This is a genomic window from Rhodopirellula baltica SH 1, from assembly GCF_000196115.1.
In the GTDB taxonomy this organism is placed as follows: domain Bacteria; phylum Planctomycetota; class Planctomycetia; order Pirellulales; family Pirellulaceae; genus Rhodopirellula; species Rhodopirellula baltica.
Map to the genome: position 1 here is coordinate 853,068 of NC_005027.1, position 22,771 is coordinate 875,838.

1 protein-coding gene is annotated in these 22,771 nt (G+C 55.8%); it reads right to left on the reverse strand.

The annotated features are described in order from the left end of the window. Positions 1-251: 251 nt before the first annotated feature. Positions 252-22,736, reverse strand: coding sequence for a LamG-like jellyroll fold domain-containing protein (locus RB_RS03335; protein WP_164921441.1), 22,485 nt, complete (start codon positions 22,734-22,736; stop codon positions 252-254). Positions 22,737-22,771: the final 35 nt, after the last annotated feature.

Below are 22,771 nucleotides of genomic sequence, written 5' to 3' on the forward strand. Positions count from 1 at the left end.
AAGTCGATCGAAAAATTCGGGATGGTTGACGTCAAATTCCACTCTGATTCGTCACACGCATGCGGTGACACGCGACCCGTCGGCCGCGAGAAATCAGTCGAGGAATTCCCTTTGGATAAGTCTTCGCCATGAAACGTGGCACACCCGATATGGGAGGTGTACATCTGAGTTGACGTTAAAAAGTTGTGTCGTTGCTGACGGTTCAGCCGGCTGATCGGGCTGGTCGTTTCGTAACGAGTTGTCCGGTGGTGCTAGTCGAGCATTTCTTCCAGTTTGTCCTGGGCCGCACCGTCGGCTCCGCGATAGGCAGAAAGCAACGATGCTGGGTCGAGCATTCGCCAACTTGGGATGCCCGCATACATAGTTGCGATGAACATCCCGCCTCGCAGTGCCCAAAGCACATAACCGATTGAGGCCAAACCCAAGGTCGTGCCAACCGCACCGACATGGATTTCATCGTTTTCGTATGTTTCGTTGATTTGGACGGAGCCGTTGTCGGTAAGGTGCCAACTGAGCAGCGTGTTGAGCTCCGAGTCGCCATCGAGTCCGTTGAGCAGTCCGTTTTCACCGTTGAGAATGTCGTAGATGAACATTGAGTCGGCGAAGCCAAACCGCTGAGCGACTCGCCCGGATTGGCTGGATGTCGCACGGACCCCTTGTCCGCGAGCGTCGTTGCCATTGCCGGCACTTTCTTCGCCTGATTCAGAGCCACTGCCATCGCCCGGTTTGGCTTCCGAGTTGCCTCGTCCGGCTTGTGTGGACTCGTCTTCAGATGAACCCGTGGAGCCACCGGGACCGACCGGGTTGGTATTGCCGTCGGTGCTGCTGTCGCCGCCGGATTCGCTGGAGCTATCTCCGCTGTCCGATCCGCCGTCACCGTCGGAACCGCCATCGCCGCTTCCTGTTGATCCACCGGAGTCGCCGCCCCCATCACCACCGGAACTTCCGCCGGTGCCGCCAGATGAACCGGGCGTCACATCGATTGTGACCGTGGCTGTGTTGCTGGTCAGCGAGCCATCGTCTGCTTGATAGCTGAACGAATCGGAACCGAAGTACCCGGGGTTCGGTGTGTAAGTGACGTCACCGGCCAAATCAATTTGCAGCGTTCCGTTGGCCGGATGAGCGATGATGACAACCCGAAGTGGATCGGAGTCGACATCGACGTCGTTGGCCAACAAGTGGGGTGAGTCAAGGACAGTGCTTTGCCCGACGATGGCCGTGTAAACACCGTCACCCAATGCGACCGGAGCTTCGTTGACATCGCGAACTTGGATTGTGAAGGTTTGATCGACGAAGGATCCATCGTCTGACGTGGACCGAACGATGATATCGTGTGAGGTTTGGTGTTCGAAGTTCAGCGATGATCCCGAAGCGACGGTGACGACTCCGGAATGCAGGTCGACGTCGAAACGACCGCCCGCATCATTGAACATCGTGTACTGAACGTTGCTATTGGTCGCATCCGAGTCCGTGGCCAAAACGGTGATGCCGACCGAGGTTCCGGCAGCCGAATTTTCGTTGACTTCGTTGACGGTGCCGTCGATATCTCCACCCGCGACGACAACAAACTCGTTGATGTCGTTGATATAGATCGTGAAGGATTGCGATGCCGAGGACGTGTCGCTGGATGTCGCGGTGACGGTGATGTCGTAGTGATCGGATGATTCCCGATCGATGGATCCAGCAACCGTGACTTCGCCGGTGATGGAATCGATTTGAAACAATCCACCTGGGTTGGAACTCAGGCTGTAAGTGATGGTGTTGTTGGTGGCGTCGAGGTCAAACGCGTCTGCTGTGACGCCAACGGTCGTTCCTGCGGCAACGTTTTCGTCGACTTCGTTTGTTCCAAGGTCGCTATCGGTCGGAGTGGAAACATTGAACTCGTTCAAATCGTTGATGGCGATGTTGAACGTTTCCGTCGCCGTGGATCCATCGGAACTGGTCGCCTGAACCGTGATGGATCGGCTCGGGCCATGCGTTTCGCGATCGATCGCATTGGACGATGTTGTGACCTCACCGGTGTTGGGATCAATTTGGAACAACCCGTCTGGATTGCTTGTCAGGCTGTAGGTGACGGTGTTGTTGGTGGAGTCCAAGTCGAACGCATCGGCCGTGATTCCAACGGAAATTCCCTCGGCGGAGTTTTCATTGACTTCGTTGGCTGCCGCGTCGCTATCCGTCGGGGTGCTGACCGGATGCTCATTGGCATCGGTGATCGTCACCACAAAGGTCTCGTCGTAGGTTGCACCGGCGGTGTCTGTCACTCGAACAGTGATGTTGTGAGTGGTGTCGGTTTCGTGATCCAGTTGCGACGTGTCCGCGACGGTGACCTCACCCGTGTTGGGATCGATCGTGAAGCGACCATTCGCGTCGTCGGTCAAGGTGAAGGTCGCTGTGTCGCCGGAGTCAACGTCGCTGGGAGTGATCGTGCCGACGGAGGTTCCGTTGTTGGCGGTTTCGACTACGGTCAAACCGGTGGTTGCCAAGTCATGCGGATTGTCATTCGCACCCTGAATGGTGATTGTGATCTCAGCGGTGCTGTTCGTTCCGTTGGAATCTTCGATTGTGTAGGTGAAGACGTCCTGCAATGTGTCACTTGTCGTGCGAAGTGCTTGGACGGTTGAATTGGTTTCATCGATGACATAGGTGTACGACCCGTTGCTGGCAATCTGGATCGTTCCGAAAGTACCCGCGACGTTGCTGGCGACGGAACCTGAGGCGGATCCCTGCGAACCTGCCGCGACACCGACAACCGACAGCGAGTCACTCACGTCCACATCAGTGTCATTGCTCAGCACGCTGCCGGTTGCATCGGAGCCAACGGTCGCGTTGGCGATCCCACCTGATTCGGTTGCCGTGCCGGTGTCGACCGAGGCGGTTGGCCCATCGTTGGTACCGGTGATAGTGACGGTAACGGTTTCGGTATCGCTCAGCAGCGATCCGCTGTCATCCGTGGCACTGACGACATAGGTCAGAATCAACGTTTCCCCATCGGCGAGGAAGTCAAAGGCTTCGGTACCGCTGTTGAAGTTCCACGTCAGCGTGTTGGTGGTCTCTGTGTTGTCGAGTACCGCTGTCGGAGAGACGGTGAGGAAGCTTTGCAGGGTGCTGTTGTTGAGTGTCCCAGGAACACTGCCCACTCCGGTTCCACTGACGGCGACGCTATCGACCGCTGCGGTGACTTCATCCGGGACATCGGCATCGGTGACCGTGAACGAGCCTGAGCTGGACAAACCATTGTCGGTCTCGGTGAGGTTGGCCGAATCAGGGCCACCGGAGATCACGGGGGCATCGTCGACAGCGGTTACAACGACGTCAAACGAAACATCGGTGTATCCGCCGCGAGCGTCAGTGGCTCGGACGGTGATCTGATAGGTCCCGTGTTCGTTGGCGGCGAAGTCCAACGTCAGTGTGCCGGCACCGTTGTCGATCGTTGCTGAATCGAGCAGGGCGGGATCGGTGTAGCCGACGAGGCTGTAAGTCAGCTCGTTGTCGGCGTGCTCAAGGTCACTGAACGCCGCATCCAGATCGATGACCTCGTTGGCAGCGTCTTCGTTGACGTTGACGTCCGCGATCGAGCCGGTCGGGGCCGAGTTGAGGAAGACGTCAAAGTTGTCGTCGTTGTAGGTTTCGTGAGCGGTGAAGCTGTGGGCCGCGTTGTTGAGCAGCGCGATAGAGGTCCATGTGCCGCTGCCGCCTCCGCTGGCGAAAGTAAACAGATCATCCAGTAACCCACCGGCGGCAACACCGTCGACGTCGAGCACCAAGGAACCCGATGTGATGTTGGCGTCTCCCGTGATTGCGATCGAATCGAAGACCGAGTTCGACGTGATATCCAAGATGACGGTTGCACCGCCCAGAAGAGTCAGGTCGCCGCCGATGCTGCCGTTGCCAGTCAGCGTTCCGCTGTTCACGATCAAATCGGTGCTGATCGATTGGCCGGATAAGTCCAGGGTGCCGCCGGTCACATAGACTTCTTGACCGGCGCCGTCGAGTGTCAACGCATCACCCAAGTACACGGTGCCCGATGCCTTGTTGATGGTGATGTCACCGTTGGCGAGATCATCGCCGGAAATTGTTTGGTCGCCGGCGCCCACGAGCGTCAATGTCACGTCGCCACCGACCGCTGTGTCGTTGGAGGTGACGTTGCCGGAAACGCGAATGTCGCCGACGTTGAGGCTTGCGACTCGCTCGATCGTCAGATCACCACCGACGTTCAAAACACCTGAGATGTTTTTGTTGTTGCTGGAATCGATGATCACATCGTCGAAGTTGATCGCACTGGCGCTGATCGTTCCCGAGTTGTTGCCAAACGTGATTGTATGCGTCACGTCAGCGACGGTCCCGGCGATATGGTTCAGACTGCCCCCGATTGTCAGGTCGGTTCCAAACGTGAACGTGCCAGATGACTTGTTGATCGTCAGCTGTTCGACCTTTGATCCTGCGACGCCGGCCGATATCGTTTGATTACCCGTTCCATCGGCAATCATCATGGTCGTGCCGCTGTAGGACGCGTCGCTGAAAACCATGTCGCCAGCGACAGTGATTTGCCCGCCGTTGAGCGTGCCCGCGTTGAGGAACGTGAAGTCGCCATCGACGTCCAAGGTGCCAACGATGACTCTCGAACCGGAAACGGTGCTGTTGAGAATCACGTTGTCGAACGAGGCCGATCCCGCGGTGATCGTCGTGTTGTGGCCTTGGAATTCAACGGTGTTTCCACCCGCGTCAAATCCGCCCGAGGTGTGCGTGAAGTTGCCGCCGAGTTCGATGTCGTCGACCAGTTGGACCGTACCGGAAGCCTTGTTGATTTCCAGATTGCCGAGTTCACCAGTTCCGCCGCCAGTCGAGATCTGCTGGTCGCCCGTTCCATCGAGCGTTAGCAGGCTGGTGCCGGAGATCGAGTCATCCGTGGTGATGACATTGCCTGACGCGGTGATCGTCCCGCCGTCGATTGTATTGACGTTTGAGTAAGTCAGATCGCCGTCGATGTCTAATCCGCCGGTGATGGTGATCGTTCCGGTTGCGTTGTTGAATTCGAAATCGTCGAACGTCAAACCAGCCGCATCAACGATTTGGTTGCTGGTGCCGTCCAGGCTGACTTCGTATCCGGCAAAGTCGACACTTCCCGACGAGTGAGTGAGGTCACCCGAAATGCTCAAGTCATTTGCGAAGGTGATCGTGTCACCGGAGTCGAAATCGACCGAACCGATCGTTCTCGAAGTGTTGATCGTTTGTGCGTCGATCGAATCGAACGTCCACGTGCCGCTGAAGTTGTTCGCGCCGCCGGTTTGCGTGTAGTCGCCGCCGAAGAACAGATCGCCGCCACCGCTGCGAAGGTCGGTCACGGTAAAGTCGCCGTCGACGTCGAGTGTCGCTCCGTTCGCGTTCCAGGTCGTGCCCAGGAAACTCATGTCGCCGGTCACGTTCAGGTCGGCCGTCTGAGTGATCGTGTTGGTGTAGGCGGCGGTGACATTGATTTGCGAGATCGCACCGGCAAACAATGCATCCACCGTCGAGGCTTTTGTACTGGTCGCATTGAACACGACGATGTCGTCGGCTTCGGGAACCAAGTCATGATCCCAGTTGTCTGCGTCGGACCAATCGTTGCTCGTTCCGCCACCGTCCCAGGTGAACACGGTTTGGCCGGGATTGACCGTAATTGCGACCGTCGTTGAATCGGTCAGGTTGCCGTCGTCGACCAAGACGACCAGGGACGCACTGCCGTTGTAGCCGGCTTGCGAGTCGTAGTCCAAACCGTACAAGGCCGCGTCGATATCAGCCACACTGCCGCTGAACTGCAGCGTTCCGTCACTGCCGTCGCCATCGATGACGGTCAGTCCCGAGGTTTGTGAAAGCGTGATCGCGGCATGGTTGGCGGTCACGGTCACCGTCAGGTTGTCTCCGTCGACATCGGCTGTATCAAGAATTCCTGCTCCCAAAATGTCAAACGTCAGCGAACCGCCTTCGTTGACCGTTGCGGTGGCGGGGCTGGAAACCGTCGGTGCATCGTTGACATCGGTGACCGTGATTCGTGCCACGGCGACTTCATCGCTGAATGCGGTCGTGCCACCGGTGCTGGCCGAGCTAACTTTAGTGCCAGCGGTTGATCCGTCGGTTTGATCCCACGCGACAAAGGTCAGGTTGCTTTGTTCGCCGTTGGCTTCATCGGGGATGAAACGAACCAAATCGGTATCTCGCAGAACCAGTGAACTGGCCGCACTGACGGTTCCGATGTCGGACCAATCGGTTCCACCGTTGACGGAGTATTCCCAGTGTCCGTTACTGGTGCTGGTGGCACGAATCGCAATGCCTTCTGCTGCACCCGAATCGGCGTCGGTGATGCCGGTGCCCGCGTTGCTGGCGAGGATTGACGCCACGGTTTGGCCGCTGTTGGTGACGTTGTCTTCGTCGATCGACGTCAACGTGTACAGGTAGGTGTCGTCCAGTTCGGGCGCGTCGTTGACGGATGTGGTTTCGACATGTGTGCTGCCGCTTGCAATCAGTGCACCGCCGCTGCCTTGAGATCCTCCGTTGCCATCGTTGAATGTCCAATCGATTTGGACAGATTGCGGTGGAGCGTCGCTGGCGTTGGCGTAAGTGATTTGTTGAAGGATGTTGTTGACATCCGCGGTGGTGGGCACTTCGCCATTGGCGTCCGTGAACGTGATGGTCAACTCACCGTCGGTTCCAGCAGTGTCAAAGCTCGCGATGATTTCGCCGTTCTTGATCAGGTTGCTTCCTGACAAAGAAATTCCGTTTCCGTCGTTGAACGAGAACACGTCTTCGTCGCTGAGGGCCGTTTCTCGTCCGAGGGTCAAAACCGCGCCGGAGTAATTGCCTGAACCACCGCCGGCGGCATCGAGTTCGGCGTCGGCGACAACCGCATTCTCATCGAGGATGACTGCTGGACCATCTTCGACATAAGTCACCACGTCCTTGGTGAGCTGAATGTTGTCGAACAACACATCGTGTGTGTAGTCGGAAACTGGATTGTGCAGTAAACGGATTGCAATCCGGTCGCCCAGTACCGCAGTGTGCGATCCATCGGTCGTGAAATTGATGGTTCCCGATTCGGAGAAGTCGGTTTCGTAGGCGAGCCCCGAAACGCTGGACAAGATCGTTTCGGAGTTGTCACCGGCGATGGCGATCAGTTGAACGATGTAGTCGCCAACGGCACCGGTAGATCGCGCCACATTGAATGACAATTGATAGCTCGAGTTGGCTTCCAACGGTGCGTTCAGACCGGTCGCGTCCGTAGTTGCTCCGATTGTCGAGCCTTGGTAGACGCGGATTCCCTGGTCGCCATACGGGGTTGTGAAGCTACCGGAGTCTTCATCGACGTGGGACACATAGGATGGGTGACTGTCGCTGATCCATCCTGGCGGATCATCGGCGTCCGTGCCCGTCACATCAGGTGTCTCAAAACTATCCGTGAATAGGACGGTGGATGTGTTGGACAGCGTGGGGGCGTCGTTGATCGCGGTGATGTCCAGGTCCGCGGTTTCGGTCTCACTCGAAAACGCGGTTGCACCACCATTGGTACTGGCGTCTTGCAGCGAACCGTTGGAACCTGTGGTACGGTCCCATGCTCGGAATGTGATCGCGTCGCTGATCGTTCCATTGAAGTCAGCATCGCTTTCGAAGTAGATTCTTGTATTGCTATTGGCGTTCAACACGCGAGCGGATGAATCGCTGACGCTGCCTAAAGTGTTCCAGTTCGTGCCGCCATCAGTGGTGTACCACCACGTTCCGTTGGAAGAATCGGCTGCGGTGATCGCAATGCCGGTTTGTGGTGAATCATCCACGTCAGTGACGTTCCCACCGATCGAAACTAAGTCCGTGATGACGGTGCCGACGGCCCCTACCGGTGCGCCGGCATCTTCGGATTGAGTCGTTAACGTCAGGTCGGCAGAATTGTCCAAGACGGGGGCATCGTTGACGCTCGTCACACTGATGGTTGATACACCACCGGGTGATGCGTTGGCGCTCAGTGCGTCTTGCGGGATGATCGTCAGCGTTCGGTCGCTACTGGTCGCGTCTTCACCTGTGTGCTGGTACGTAATCGTCCGCAGCAGCGTTTGCAGGTCGGCTTGTGGTATCAGCCCTCCGCCGTCGCGTGTGATAGTGAACCCAGTGCCATCGAAATCGATTTCGAAGTCGGTCGATCCCACCGTGACAATTTGAGTGTCAGAGAAATCAGCGTAAAACGTCGTCCCGCCAATTGTGATTTCTTCGTCCGTTCCGTCGACGAAATCGACGAGGTTGATTCCTAGCGATTCGTATTGGGTGTGGTCGAGGTCCGTGATGGTCGCGTCGGTGTCAGCAATCAACACGGCGCCGTCGCCTTCGGTGAAGTTGACCGAATGATCGAGCCCGCCGCCGTCGGCTCCGTTGAGATCAGCGACCGGCAATTGGTTGACCGACGTGATGTTGACGACCGCGCTGCCGGTTCCGGTTTGCTCTCCACCGGTGCCTTGCTGGGTCCCGAAGTTGTCGTCGCTGAAGGAATAGTCCAGCGTCACGCTCGTTGGCGGTGCGTAGCTGGTGTTGCTGTAAGCGATCGATTGCAAGACTTCGTTGACGATCGCTTCTGTGGCGTTCGAATTGAACCGCAACGTCAGCGTGCCCCCGGAGTTGACACTGACTGTGCCGACGGTGGTGCCGCTCAATACCAATGCGCCCGATTCTGTCATCGCGGACAGATTTCCGGTTTCGGAAAAAACATCGTGGCCGATGGCTCCACCGTTTCGATGAATCGTCAGAACAGTGTTGTCGTAACTGTTGACCCCTGTTGCTTCCAACTCAGGATCAAAGATCGTGGCATCCGCATCGATAACGACAGCGGTGCCACCTTCGGTGAATGTGTTCCCGCCGCCGAGGTTATTGAACACGGGGGTATCGTTGACCGCGGTGAAATCGATGTACTGATGACGGGCGACGGAACTTCCGTTGCCATCATTGACCGCGAAGCTGACCGTTCGAGTTGCGTCGTCGGGATTGTCGCTGGTGTTGGCGTAGGTGACGGAGCGAAGGACGGTTTCGTATTCGTCCAATGTTGCACTGCCGCTCAACGACAGCATGCCGGTTACCGAGTCGTAACTCGAAGTGATGCCGAATTGATCGGTTGCGGCGAGGACGTCTTCTACACCAGCGAAATTGCCCGTGATATGAACGGTGGCCGATTCGATGTTGGTGTCATCGATGTCACCCAATTCAATGTTTGCATTGACGACAGTCGCAGCGTCGTTTTCGGTGTAGGCAGTTGTCTCGATAGAAGGAAACGTGGTGGAACGGACTTCGACATTGTCGAGGTAGCCCCGGACACCGGAGTGGTCGGCCGATGTGTCTGAGAACGTCAGTGTCGTGGAAGTTGAGTCCGCAGTGAATCGGAATGTGTAGTGTTGAGGAGCGTTCTCAGTTACCCCGGAATCGATGGATTCGGATAGCAAGCTTCCACCGCCATCGACGGCGATGTCCAGTGATTGAGCTTTGCTATTGCTGTAGTCGCCGTATTCAAACGTTAGGTAGTACGTTTGCCCGATGACGGTGGTGAAGGTTTGCGAGAGCGACCCGTTGAGCCCGCCGATTTGGCCAAACCGCACGGACTCGCTATCCCAGTCAACGTTGTTCGCAATGGTCCAATCGCTTAGATCGGTTGAAAAGTCTCCGTTGACGATGACGTCGCTGGCCAGGAATTCTGAACTGTCGTTGATCGCGCTGACGTCGAATGTGATCGTGTTGGCGACCAGATCGATGTTGCTGCCGCTATTGGCGGTGCCACCGTCGTCTTGGACGCGGAAGTCAAAGCTGGCATAGCCGGCGCCGTTGTGCTCGGCGGTTGGTTCGTACGTCAGCAATCCGCTGGCGATATCGGTAGCCGAGACAAAATTTCCGGCCGCAAATGTTGAGCCGTTGTAATACAGCGATCCTTGACCAGGTAACGTGTCAATGTAGACACGCTCGAATGCATCGCCTTCGATGTCCGAAAAACCGAAGTCAGCGAGAGTGAAGGTGTGGGTTGCATCTTCATTGATTGTGATGGTGTTGTCGGCTCCGGTTGGAGCGTCATTCACGTTCGTGATGTCGATTTGGACATCGCCAAGATTTTGATCGGTTCCGCCACCGGTTCCGGTGTTTCCGTTGTCGTTGACGATCACCGTCACTGTGTCGCTGGCGGTTCCTTCTGTGTTTGCAACGCTGTGTTGATACTGGACGCGATCGCTGCTGGTCATGAATGCGTTTAGGTCCGCGCGGGTTCCAGACAGCGTCAGGTTGGCGGAATTGCTGCCTGTTACCGTGACACCCCCGGCATCCGATGCAAAGAGCAGTCCGCCGTCTGCCGTCGACAGTTTGATGGTCAAGGTATGACCACCGCTCCCATCGACATCTCGTAAGTCGAATCCGGTGAAGACGATGTCGGACTGGGTGTCTTCCAAGGTGGTGACGCTGGATGGCAACGTTCCACTGTTGTATGGATCGTCGTTGACCGATTCGATCGCGATGTCTCGCGATCCCGCATCCGAATCCGCTGTTCCGTCATTGACTACGAATTCGATCGTGCGCGTGGCTGTATTCGGATTGGCATCCGAATTGCGATACTGGACAGAACGCAGTGCCGCTTGGTAGTCCGCGACGGAGGCGGTGCCGGTCAGGGTCAGGATTCCGGTTCCGGAATCGTAGGATCCGGTGATGCCATTTTGGTCAACGAAATGGAGTTCGTCTTCACTGGAGGCCAGTCCGGATGAAATGGAGACGGTGGCTGAATGAAGATTCGCGTTGTCGATATCGCTCAGCGTCAAGGCGCCGGTGATGTTGACGTAGCCATCGTCCTCGGTGTAGTCGAGCGTCGTGCCTTCGATCGTTGAAATGATCGGCGCATCGTTGCCGCCGATGATGGTGATCGCAACGGAGGTCGTGTCGGTGTTTCCATTTCCATCACTGACCGTGTAAGTGAACGTCTCGGTAGCGGTCTCGCCATCGTTCAGGTTCTGATAGATCGTTCCGGGGTCGTAACTGAAGCTGCCGTCGGCTTCCAGTTGGATCGTCGCACCCGAAGGCAAGGTGATGTTGTTGCCGACGTCAGAACCATTGCCGTTGATTTCGGTGATGGTTAACGAGTCACCGTCCATCTCGATATCGTTTGCAAGCAAGCCGTTGCCGACCGACACACTGAGCGTGCCATCTTCGCCGACGCTATACGATGAACGTGTTGGTTCTTGGCTGGCGACTCCGCCACCGAGCGTGCCGTGATTTCCATCGCCGGAAGCGTCGGTGACTGTTGTTCCTGAACCATTGAATTGGTAGTAGCCGACCAGCCCTGTTTCGGAACCCGTTGGTGGAGTGTCGATGCCGGCGCGGATTTCGGCTTGTGAGCGAGCGACATTCCAAACTCGAACATCGTCGATTCCGCCCTGGAAGTACTGCCCAGCCGGATTGTTTCCGCGTCCGCCGATGTGCAGTTCGTTCAATGTCGGATGAGAATCCCCGATCGTTCCGCTCCCCTCGTAGACCTCGATAAGCTCGCCGTTGACGTAGGTGGATACCGTTCCGTTGTTGTAGGACACAGCGACGTGAGCCCATTCGCCGTCGGTCAGGGTGTAGTTAGTGTCGTGCCATGCCCAACCAGGATCGGAGTTGGCAAATGCCCACTTGATGGACCCATCAGCATCCACCGATATTTCGTATTCACCCTCTTTGTTCAAAATCATGCGATCGGTGTTTGCCGACGCGTCGGGACGGACCCAGGCTTCCATTGTCATCGTGTTGGACATCGTCAGTTCTGGTGACGAAGCGATCGCGACGTAGTCGTCGGTGCCATCGAGTTCTAAGTGACCATCGTCTTGGTTCGCATAGACTGGGCCGTCGATCGCAAACTGAGCGGCGAATTCAGATGTCTCTTTGGTCGAATCGTTGGTTGCTGTCGCAGTGATGAAGTCGCTGGCGTTGAAACTGCCTGATCGGACGTAGTTGAACGTTGCGTTACCGCTGCCGTCGGTCGTGACATTGATTGAACCGACGAACGTCTGTCCTTGTCCATGTCCGTTGGCGTAAGAGGTCGACGTAAAGAATTCGATCGTGAATGTTTCGTTCGCGACGCTGTTAAAACTACCTTCGATCGAAATCTGCGAACCGTTGCTAATGGCTTGGGTGATGACCGGGAAGTTCTGCAGCGAGTTGCCGCCGGTGTCTGCATCGCCAGCGTCATTTACGGTGTAATAGGGAGCCGTTCCAAGGGCGACGTCTTCCCCGGTTGCCTGTAGATCGATGCCAACGATTCCACTGGCCGCGGCACCTTGTCGAGACAGAACCGTGCCGTTGCCGTAGATTGAGTTCTCGGTGATCTCGATGCCTGTCGCACCATCATTGACCAGGATCCCGGCACCAAAGTTATCGGCGACGACGTTGTGAGACAGCGTGATGTTCGTCGTGCCGCTTCGCAGAGCGACGGCATCGTACTGCACATGTGATCCGGTAACGGGACCGACGCCATTGCCCATAATCGTGTTGTCGCTGATCGTGATTCCGCTGGTGGAACCGGACAGGATGATCGCTTGCGTGGAACTGCCGGCGATGTAGTTGCCATCGATGGTGCCGCCGGTCGAGCCGTTCATCGCGATGGCGTCGCCGTTGCTATAGTTGTAACCACTGTTGATGAATTGGTTGCCGGTGATTGTCCAGCCATCGGAACCATTGGCTGCAAAAAGTCCAGCTGACTTTGAATAGGCCAGGATGTTATTCGACAGCACTCCGTTGTCGGAGCCATTGGAATGGACGTGCATAAGCGTGTTCAACGCGGCGCCTGGATCGTTGATCCCTGTCGGCGTCACTCCGAAGACGTTGGAGTCGATCAGCGTGTTCTGAACTCCGTCATTGATGAAGACTGCGTTGGCGTCTGAGAACCCATACAACGAAAATCCTTGAATCGTCACGTCGTCCGAATAGACGACCAGTCCAGAGAATCCGGACGATCCGACGATCGCGATTTCTGGACGGTCAACATAGCTAATCGATTGACCGTTTGTGCCCGCTTCGTTGACAGCGCCCAGGGTGCCCGGGTTGGCGTCTCCACTGAATGTCGACTGAGAGATGCCGTCGAGGATGACGGATTCGGTGATGGTCGGCAGCGCAGCGGTGAGCGAAATCTGCCAGTACGCGTCGACTCCATCGGTGCCGGTGTAGCCCGCGTCAGAATTCAAAATTGAGAAGTTGATGGTGTCTTGGCCGAGTGTTCCGTTGGCCGCCGTGATTGCTTCACGAAGCGAGATTTCACCGTCGGTGCCGCCGCCAACCGCGTACAGTTCCTCGATCGTGTAGCTCGCACCCAATCCGGTGTCATCGACATCCGAAGTGGTGGTGACGTTCAGTGCGGTGCTTTGTACGTCCTGCACAGTGACTGTGATCGTCTGAGCGTCGACGTAAATGCCATCGGTCACGTGAACCGTGACTTCGTAGACATTGTCAGAATCGCTGTCGTCGGGGTTCTCGTAGTCCGGTGGGCTGACGAAAGTCAAATTGCCTGAGGAGTCAATTGCGAAATCCGCTTGGTCGGTTCCGCCGATGATCGAATACGTCATCGTGTCGCCCGGCAAATCAGCGTCGCTGACGGTGACCTGAGTCACGAAGGACACGGTTTCGTTCACATTGACGCTGGCGGTCGCTCCGCCACCATCGCTGGTGATCGTAACCGCGTTGTCATTGATCGGGTTCAGTGTGATGCTGAAGGAACCCGTCGACACTGAGCCAACGCCATCATCCACGCTGAACGAAAAACTGTCCGAAAAGTTTTCGCTGTCGTCATGGTTGTACGTGACTCGTCCAGCGTTGATGTCGGCTTGCGTGAATGTGGTGGCGGTGATTCCGTCAACCATCAGTTGGCCGTGACTGGGAGAACCTGTCACCGAGTAGGTCAATTCGCTGGTGGTGTTGTCGACATCCGTGGTCTCTAACATAGCGGATGTGATGGTGTTGCCGAACGAGCCTTCATCAAACGTTGCACCGTCGTTGGTGCTAATGACTTGTTCGTCGTTTACATCCGCAACGGTCACGGTGACGGTGTTGTCTGTCGTGCTGAATGCGGTTGATCCGCCTCGTGTGGTGACATCAGCTGTGCCGCCCGCGGTACCTGATGTTTGGTCCCACGCGTGGTAATCCAATGTCAAAGTGCCGCCGTTTTCTGTATCCGGCGTGAAGCGAATCAGGTCGTTCGCTCTGAGTAGCAACGCGGAAGTTGAATCAACGGATGGAATGGTTGTCCAACTGGATCCGCCGTTGATGCTGTATTCCAAAGTGCCGCCGGAACCAGCTGATCCGAAAATCGCGACTCCTTCGACTGCACCCGCGTCAGCATCGGTGACGGAACTACCCAAGAACGCGGCCACTGATGCAGCAAATGGAGCTCCATCTTCCGTGGCGGGGTAGGTGGGCGATGAAGCCGTCATCACTGGCGCGTCGTTGACCGGGGTGACCGTGATCGCGACCGTGTCGGTCTGTTTGAATGCTCCTGGTACCGAGGCCAGAGCGGAGATGTCCGCTGCATCAACGGCTCGATCGTAGAATCGGACGTCGTCGATGGAACCTTGGAAGTCGTACCCATCGACGCTCAAGCCACCGATGCTTGTCACGCTTCCCGAATAACTGATCGAGGTTGTGATCGTCTTGGTCGCAACCGCTGCACCATCGAGATAGAGAACGGCCGTGTCGGTGGCATCGTCAAAAGTGAAAGCCACATGCCTCCATCCGGTTCCGGCCACGGTGACATCGAACGTGACAGCCTGCGGAAACGAGCCGTCTTGGAAATACCCGACCATTTGGCCGGAAGCGTTGTCCAAACGCAAACCAGCACTGGAACCGATTGCGATGACGTTGGACCCCTGCGTGTCGGCGGCGGTGAGGTTCACCCAAGCAGCCATCGTCACATTGGCGGGTTGGCCGAGTAGATTGCTGACTTGCAATCGATCTCCGTCGCCATCGAGCGAAATCACATCGCCATGTTGCGAGTCAGTGATGACCGCTGCATCGCCAACCAGTGCGCCGCTGTTTGTGCCTGTTGGCGAAGTGTCGCTGACTGCCGCGGCCGCATCAAATTCGTACAACGCGATCAAGTCAGCGTCGATGTTGAGTTGATAGACTGTTTCATCGGTCGTCGAAATGGTTAACGTGTCGCTGCCGTTGACATTTGCGAGGGGGCTGTATTGCAGTCCGTCCAGTGCATCGTTGATGTCGCTGGTCGTTCCGAGGATCGTCATCGTCCCGGTTCCATTGGTACCCGAGTCGAATGTCAGTCCCGTGGTTTGGCTGAGCGTCAGTGTTCCGTTGTTGACCGACAGGGTCACGCGAAGTATGTCGCTCGCATCATCATTGATGAAAATCTGGTTGTTGTTTCCGCTGTTGAAAACAATCGAGACGTCCTCGTCGGTCGTCTGAGCGGCGGGAACAACATTGACCGGAGCATCCAGTGCGTCGGTCAGGTTGATTGTGATTGTTTCGCTGTAGCTGTTTCCAGTGGCATCGGTGACCTGCACACCAATGTCGTGCGAGGCTGCGACTTCGATATCCAGCATTGCGCCGGCGGCGACGGTGATCTCGCCAGTGTTGCTATCAATTGCAAATCGGCCATCCGCGTCATCGGTCAGCGTGAACGTGAAGTTGGACAGCACTTCGCTGGCGTCCCATTCGACGACGTAGCCGCGGTTGTCTGCACCAGAAAGGTCAAGCCACTGACCGGTCGATCCATAGATAGCAACGTAGTCTTCGTTCCCTCCGAAATCATTTGGTTCAATGGAGTTGAAGTTTGCGTAGGCCCCGGTCGGCGCTGCACCCAATTCATCACCGACCCAGAAACTGTCAGCCTCCGCCCCGTCTTCGATCCAATTCCAGTTGCCCTCGCTCGTCGCGTCAGTGCCTCCAATGTAGAACTCCGATTCCGCTCGGGAAACGATGGCCTGAACAAGGTCGTTCTCGTAGGACGAACGGATCGTGACTAGTTGACCGCCGACTCCGTTAATCAAGTCGCTGGACGCGCTCGACATGGCCGTGGTCACGTTCACCGCGTTTGTGACAAGTTTGTAAAACTTGCCTGTCGCCGCGTCGTAGGACAATGCCGGGTCATCGTTCAAAATCGTCGTCACAGCAGCGGGAAGTTCGATGACTTGGACGTCAGCGATGTACGGACCATAGGTACTTGTCAGACTTTCGAGCGATCTGAATTGGAGCACCGAAGTCGTGTCGTCCGCTGTGAAGGTAAAGCTGCGCTGCTCAAATGCTCCGGTTTCACCCCATGACCAATTGCTCTCCTGAGTGGCTTGGAAATCAGCGCTCGTACCGCTCGCACTGACGCGAAGATTCTTTACGGCGTCTCCGCCGCTAAAGTCGCCAGTGAGCGCAAAGACAACTTGGTACTGTCGGCCAGCGACAGTCGTCAGATTTTGCTCAATCGCTCCCGGCGCAGAACCGTCCAGGTTGACGACACGACCACCCAGCGGAGACTCCCAGTCGTTTGTGGAAAACAGATCAACCGAACCTTGCGTGACGGTCCAACCACCGAAGGTCCCTGTCACATCATATTGCGTTGTGGATGGGGAAGACTCTTGGAACAACCCATCGTCGACGATATCGCTGCTGACATCAGGACCGCTTGGTATGACAAACCCAACGCTGGTTCCGTCGGCACTGTTTTCGACGATGTGCAAGTCATCGACGGGCGTGCTGGTGCTGAACCCGGCACCGACTGCATGTCCGATGCTGAGGTTGTTTCCACCAACGATATCAACGACTTCGCCTGAGCCGTCGAAACCGTCCATTTGCCAGTTTGCGATCAGTCCGGTTGGTAAATTTCCTTGGCTAAACTTTGATTGATGGTCCAAGGCAGTCTCACCTTGAGTACGGACATCGTCCCAAATACGGATGTCGTAGACCGTTCCTGAAAATAAATTGTCCGAGGCAAAACCGCCTTCGATGGAATCTTGTTCTTGACCGATTAGAAACACCCCGCCGCCTCGAATCGATTCACCCGTTTGGAAGCCAGTTTCGTAGTAGTACTGTTGGCCGTCGACACTAGCACTCAATAACCCCGAACTACTGTCCCAACTGATTGTCAGACGGTGTAGCGAACCATCTCGAAGTTCCCCAAAGTCCACACCGGTCGCGGTCGTGGCGACACCGTTCAGCAGGACATTGAGATTCCCATTGGCGAGGAATGTCACGCGTAGAGCGTCCGAATTGTCGTCCGGATCCGAAGGGGAACGATAGGACAACAATGTCATCTTGTCAGGCGACGTGGTGCTGAAACTGATCTCATAGGTGAATTCGGTGCTGCCGCCGAACAACACGTCGCCATCCGCTGCGACCAGATACGCGTCATTGCCACCGTCTGAGTTCAGTTCGATGCCGCTTGAAAGATCAGTCGGACCAACGATGGACTCGGTTATGTCGTTCAACGCAACGCTGAAGACTTCGTCGTAGGTGTTCGAGTCAACATCGGTGACGCGAATGGTTAACGAGTGAGCTGCGTTCGTTTCGAAGTCCAACAGCGAACCATCGGCAATCGTGATCACGCCGGTGCTGGCATCGATCGCGAAGGCACCCGTGACGGTTTGGTCTTGGATTGCATAGTTCAACGCTTCGGTGGCATCTAGGACATCGTCGGCGTTCCACTCAATCAGGTACGCATGATTGAGCGTGGAATTGGTGTCCAACCATTGCCCGTCTGTATGTCTAAGTCGTCCATAGTCCTCATCAGCTTGTCCCGCGCTGGGTTCGCCACTGATCCAATTCACATACTGATCGTTTGGACGATAGCCGGTCGAGTCTCCCGACCAAAACGACTCTTCCGGATTGCCGTCTTCGTACCAACGCCAATCTCCTTCCGCCTGTTCGTCGGAACCACCGATCCAGACATCGGCACCACCACTTGCAGCGATGCTCCAAACCAATTCGTTCTCGGCCGCGGATCCGATATGAACTAAGTCGCCCGCTACGCTGCTAAGCGTGGCTGCATCGGCGGCTGACAACGCAGCATTCCAACTAACGTTTGAGTTGACGAACTTGTAGAAACTGCCCGTCTCAGCGCTGTAAGTCAGATTGGGATCGGCTGCCAGCAGTGCAGCAATCCTCGCGTTGCGTTCGGTATCCACACCGTACAAGTTGCCAACGACGGTGCCGTTGATTGCATTTTCATCGACTGCGAGAGTCAATGTCGGATCGCTTGTAGTGAATCCGGTGCCGCTGGCGTGACCGACTGTTAGGTTGTTGCCGCTGACTGATTCGGTGACGATTCCGTCAGGCGACAAACCGTCAAATTTCCAGTTGGCGAGTAGGTTGGCTTCATCGTATGGCAATTCGCTGCGGTAGCTGGCGGCAATTTCCCCGGCAGTCCGAACGTCATCGAAAACGCGGATATCGTGAAGCGTGCCCCTGAAAATTTGGCTCGCGATATAGCCTCCGTCGACGGAGTCTTGTTCCTGGCCGAACACCAGCGTGCCACCGGCATCAATCGAGTGCCCAATTGCAACGCTGGATATTGTAGATTTGACCACCCCGTCGACGTACAATTCCGCCTCACCCGTCACGCTATCCCACGTCATCGCGATGCCATGCACCTCGCCATCATCGAGCGATGTGAAGTCAAATCCAGAGAAGCTATAGCTCGCTCCATCGGTATACAGCAGAAGAGTTGTTCCGCTGACGATACTCAGTAAAGCATTCGAATCGGCTTCAGTCGCGTAGGAGAATAGTGTTGTTTGGTTGGTGATCGAAGTCGATGCAAACTGCATCTCGATCGTGAATTCGGTCAAGCCACCCAGGACACTGTCGCCGTCATCGGCAATGAAATACGCATCGTTTCCGCCATCTTCATTGATGCGAATGCCCCCTTGCGTTGTTTCCGTGATCGCCAGGTCGGCGGGAGTCTCAGAGCGGTATGCGTAAAGATCGGACATATCCGACTCGGTGACCGCGTAATTGTAGATCCGCACATCATCGATCAAGCCGTCAAACTCGCCGCCGACACCTCCCGAATTGTAAGCACCCAATGAGACGGTCGTCGCACCAGTGACATCGTCGAAGAACGCCGTTGTATCCGTCGAACTTGAATACGTGATTGCGGCACCCGTCAGTTTCACTCCATCCATGTAGATCGAGGTTCCTGAGCCATCGGTGGTAACGGCAATGTGGTGCCAATTGCCATCGTTGATCGTTGCGGTCGATGTTGTGCGAACAAGTGATGAACCCCCGACATTAACGCTCCAGATCAATTGCCCGTTGTCAATCCACAGAGAAGCGAAGTTTGATGTTGTTCCATCGTTGGTATCCAGGATCGTATTGAAACCGGTGTCGGTAGTGTTGACCCAAGCTGAAATTGTGCCTTCGGAAAGGTCATCAAACCTTGAGATTGACGACGTCAGGTCCACGTAGTCGCCAGTTCCATCGAGTGTCAGTTTTCCGTCCCCGACTTGGTTTGTTCCACTGGTCGTGTCAACCGATGCGTCACCTTGAAAGACGCCGTCCAAGCCGTTGCCGCTGCTGTCGGTGGCTCCGGTTTGTGGATCGAATTTGTAGTGTGCCAATAGTCCGATCGGAGCAACGAACTCGTAGGCACCAATATCAACAGAGCTATCGCGAGCGACTGCGCGTTGGTCGGCAGTGGGGGCACCTATGTTGCTACCTGCATCAATGGCGGTGCTGGCTCCCAAAAGGGCGTGGGTCCACGTTGCACCACCATTGTCCGCTAAAGCCTCCAACATCGGATCGAGTGGGCTGCCGCTGGTGCCGACTTGATTCCCGTTGACGCCGTCGACTAGAACGGATTGACCGGTCCCGTCACCGATTAGGTTGTTACCCAGATCGTTGATCGTGCCGACGGATGAAAGATCGTCGGCCCCACCGCCGCTATTTCCAGCGATGATGGTGTTGCGGATGTTTAGCGTGCCGGTGCTAGTCACTCGGACCGCCCCGCTGTCTCCATGGGTGTTGCCGGTAACCGTGACGTTCTGCAGCGTTGTCGTTCCGTTGGTTACGAATATCGCTGAACCGTGGTGACTGGCCCCTGCGGTATTTCCGCTGAAGGTTGTGTTTGTGATTGTCAAATCCCCGGCACCGTAGATCGCACCGCCTGAATTTAGGGTGCTGGAATTGCTGACAAAAAGAGAATCAGTGATTGTGGCCGTCCCGGTTCCAGCTTGATAAAGTGCGCCCCCAAGATCATTGCTGGACCAGTTGTCGGTAAATGTGGTTCTTTCTATCGTCAAGTCACCTGAGTTGCGAATTGCCCCGCCCTCGGCACCCGTTGCGTTGTTAGATTCAAATTCGGAATCGAGGATCGTTAGCGTGCCGGCGTTCAATATGGCTCCGCCTCCGGCATTGTTGGATTCGTTGTTGAACATTCGAACGGTGTCGAGCGTGACATCTGTTCCGACATTGACATCGATACCCGATCCAACGACGGTCCCTTGCCCGCCCTGGATCGTCATGTCTTGGAAAACCACCGTTCCCAAAAAGACCTCAAAGACTCGGTCATTTTGGCTAGCGTCGATGATCGTGCTGCCAATTCCGTCACCAACGATGGTCATGCTATTGCGAATATCAAAATCGCCTGCCGTGTCACCCGATCCTGCAGCAAACGTGTAGGTACCCGCGCCGACGTCGATCCTCCAGTTCGTCGCGGAGTCATTGTTGACTGCGAGAATCGCTTCACGAAACGAAATGAAACCATCTGCTCCGCGGTTAGCCAACAACGCCGCAACGCTGGTGGTTGTGCCGTCGATCACATCGCTCGTTGTATCAACGCTCAGTACGCTCTCGTAGGTCGTCGTGAAACGTTGGGTAAATACACCGGCGGCATCTCCAGTCCCATTTCCACTCCATGCGATCACCGCACTAGTGCCACTGAAAGCGACGGTCGTGTTGTCTTGTTCATTCGACGTTGTTGTGTTGACCAGCCTTTCTCCGCTTAGCCGAGCACCTTCGCTATCGAACTGCTGAGCGTACACGCCGTTGCCGCTTCCGTCCTGCGACTCGCTGTTCCAGGTGATGATGAATTCACCCGACTCATTCATGTCGACATGCGAGCGAGACTGATTGCCCGTGGTGTAGGTGTTGACCTGAAATTCATCACCCAGAGCCGATCCCGACGAATCAAAACGTCGAGCCCAGATGCCGTCCTGGTTTCCATCGGAACTTGTCCAGGTGACAACGAAGTTGCCAGCACTATCAGAATCCACATTCGCGTATTGCTGATCACCTGCCACCGTTTGGTTCACCAGAAAGTTCGACCCTTGCGATACGCCTAGCGCATCGTAGCGTTGGCCGTAAATGCCATAGGTCGTACCATTGTCTTGATTTTGGCTTTCCCAGGTGACGACGAAGCTACCATCACCCGCGACCGCTACAGTTGCGTTTTGTTGTGTATTGCTTGTCGTAGTGTTGACGAGCGTGTTGGATCCTTGTGCAACACCACTGGCGTTGTATCGCTGAAGATAGACGTTTGGCTCTGTCAAACTTTCGAACACGACAACGAAAGAACCGTCGGCCGCAAAGTCAGCCGATGTATTGGCTTGCCCGCCAGTGAGCGTACTAACCTGGGTTTCGGCGGTTAAGGCATTGCCATTGACATCAAACAACCGCATGTACGTTTCATAGGTCCCTGATCGCTCATCGTCCCACGTAACGAGAAAGTTGCCATTTTCAGCCATAGTGACAGTGCCCCAATCCTGGGCACTCGAGCTGGCAGAGTGAACGCGAAAGTCAGAGGTAAGTACTGTGCCGTCCGCATTGAACACCTTTGCGTAAACATCTGAGTTGCCACTCTGGTAATCATCCCAGACAACGACGTATCGCCCGGAATCATCCATGTCCACATTGCCGCTTAACGGCCTCGTTTCCTGATTCGCGGTCGTTGTTGCGTTGACCAGTGTCTCGCCTCCCGTTTCCGTTAAATCAAGCGAGTGGTGCCATGATGCTTGAGCGAGATAAGCAAAGGCGACGTCGGTATCGACATCGCCGACGGAGTATTCGAGGATCCAGTCACCACCGAGGTCTGCGTGACCGGTCGCATCGTCACTGGCCGCGACGTCGCAATTGCAAACCAACGCGAGCATCTCGATCAAGTCTTGACCTTCGGTCGTGCTTGCCAAATCGCAACCGTAGATCAACAGATCGGCCTGCGTGTCAAGCGAATGTCCCCACGACGCAATGTCGCCGGCAAACGACGGAGCGGAATCAATGCTCAATCGATCGTTGCCCAACTGAATTGCTTCACCGTCGCCGTGCGAAACCAAATGAATCGCATCGACACCTTGCAACATCGATAGCGCGCTGCTGATTTGATCGATACCGCTTTGGTCGCTCGCTAAGCGTACGACGACCCACTGTGTGTCTTCATTTTGATTGCGTAGGTTCTGGACGAGCGTATCGCTGTCTTGCACGCCTTCGTCAATGAAGATGACTTCGATCGGCCGCGCTGGATCCAACGTGATGGGACCGTCGGCCGGATCGTAGAACTCAGGATCGTCTTTCGGCCGACGCGCTTCACCATCGGGTGTGACGTCGGTGATATCAAAATCATTCAGCGCAGCGTCGATCGAGTCCAACTCGGCGTTGAGTGATTCGAGTAGCTCCGCATCAGGTGCGACGACATCAATTGCTTCCAAACCTTCACCCGAGAGAAGGACTCGATCTTCGAGTTGAAAGAAGTGAAAGTCGCGTTTGGACATCGCTGAATCTTCAGGATCGTTATTTTGCATGGTGAATTGCCTCATCGTCCTAAACGACACAAATT

What these genes read in the sequence shown, in the direction of transcription:
- RB_RS03335 (WP_164921441.1), bottom strand. Translation starts at nt 22,736, where the DNA reads ATGCAAAATAACGATCCTGAAGATTCAGCGATGTCCAAACGCGACTTT.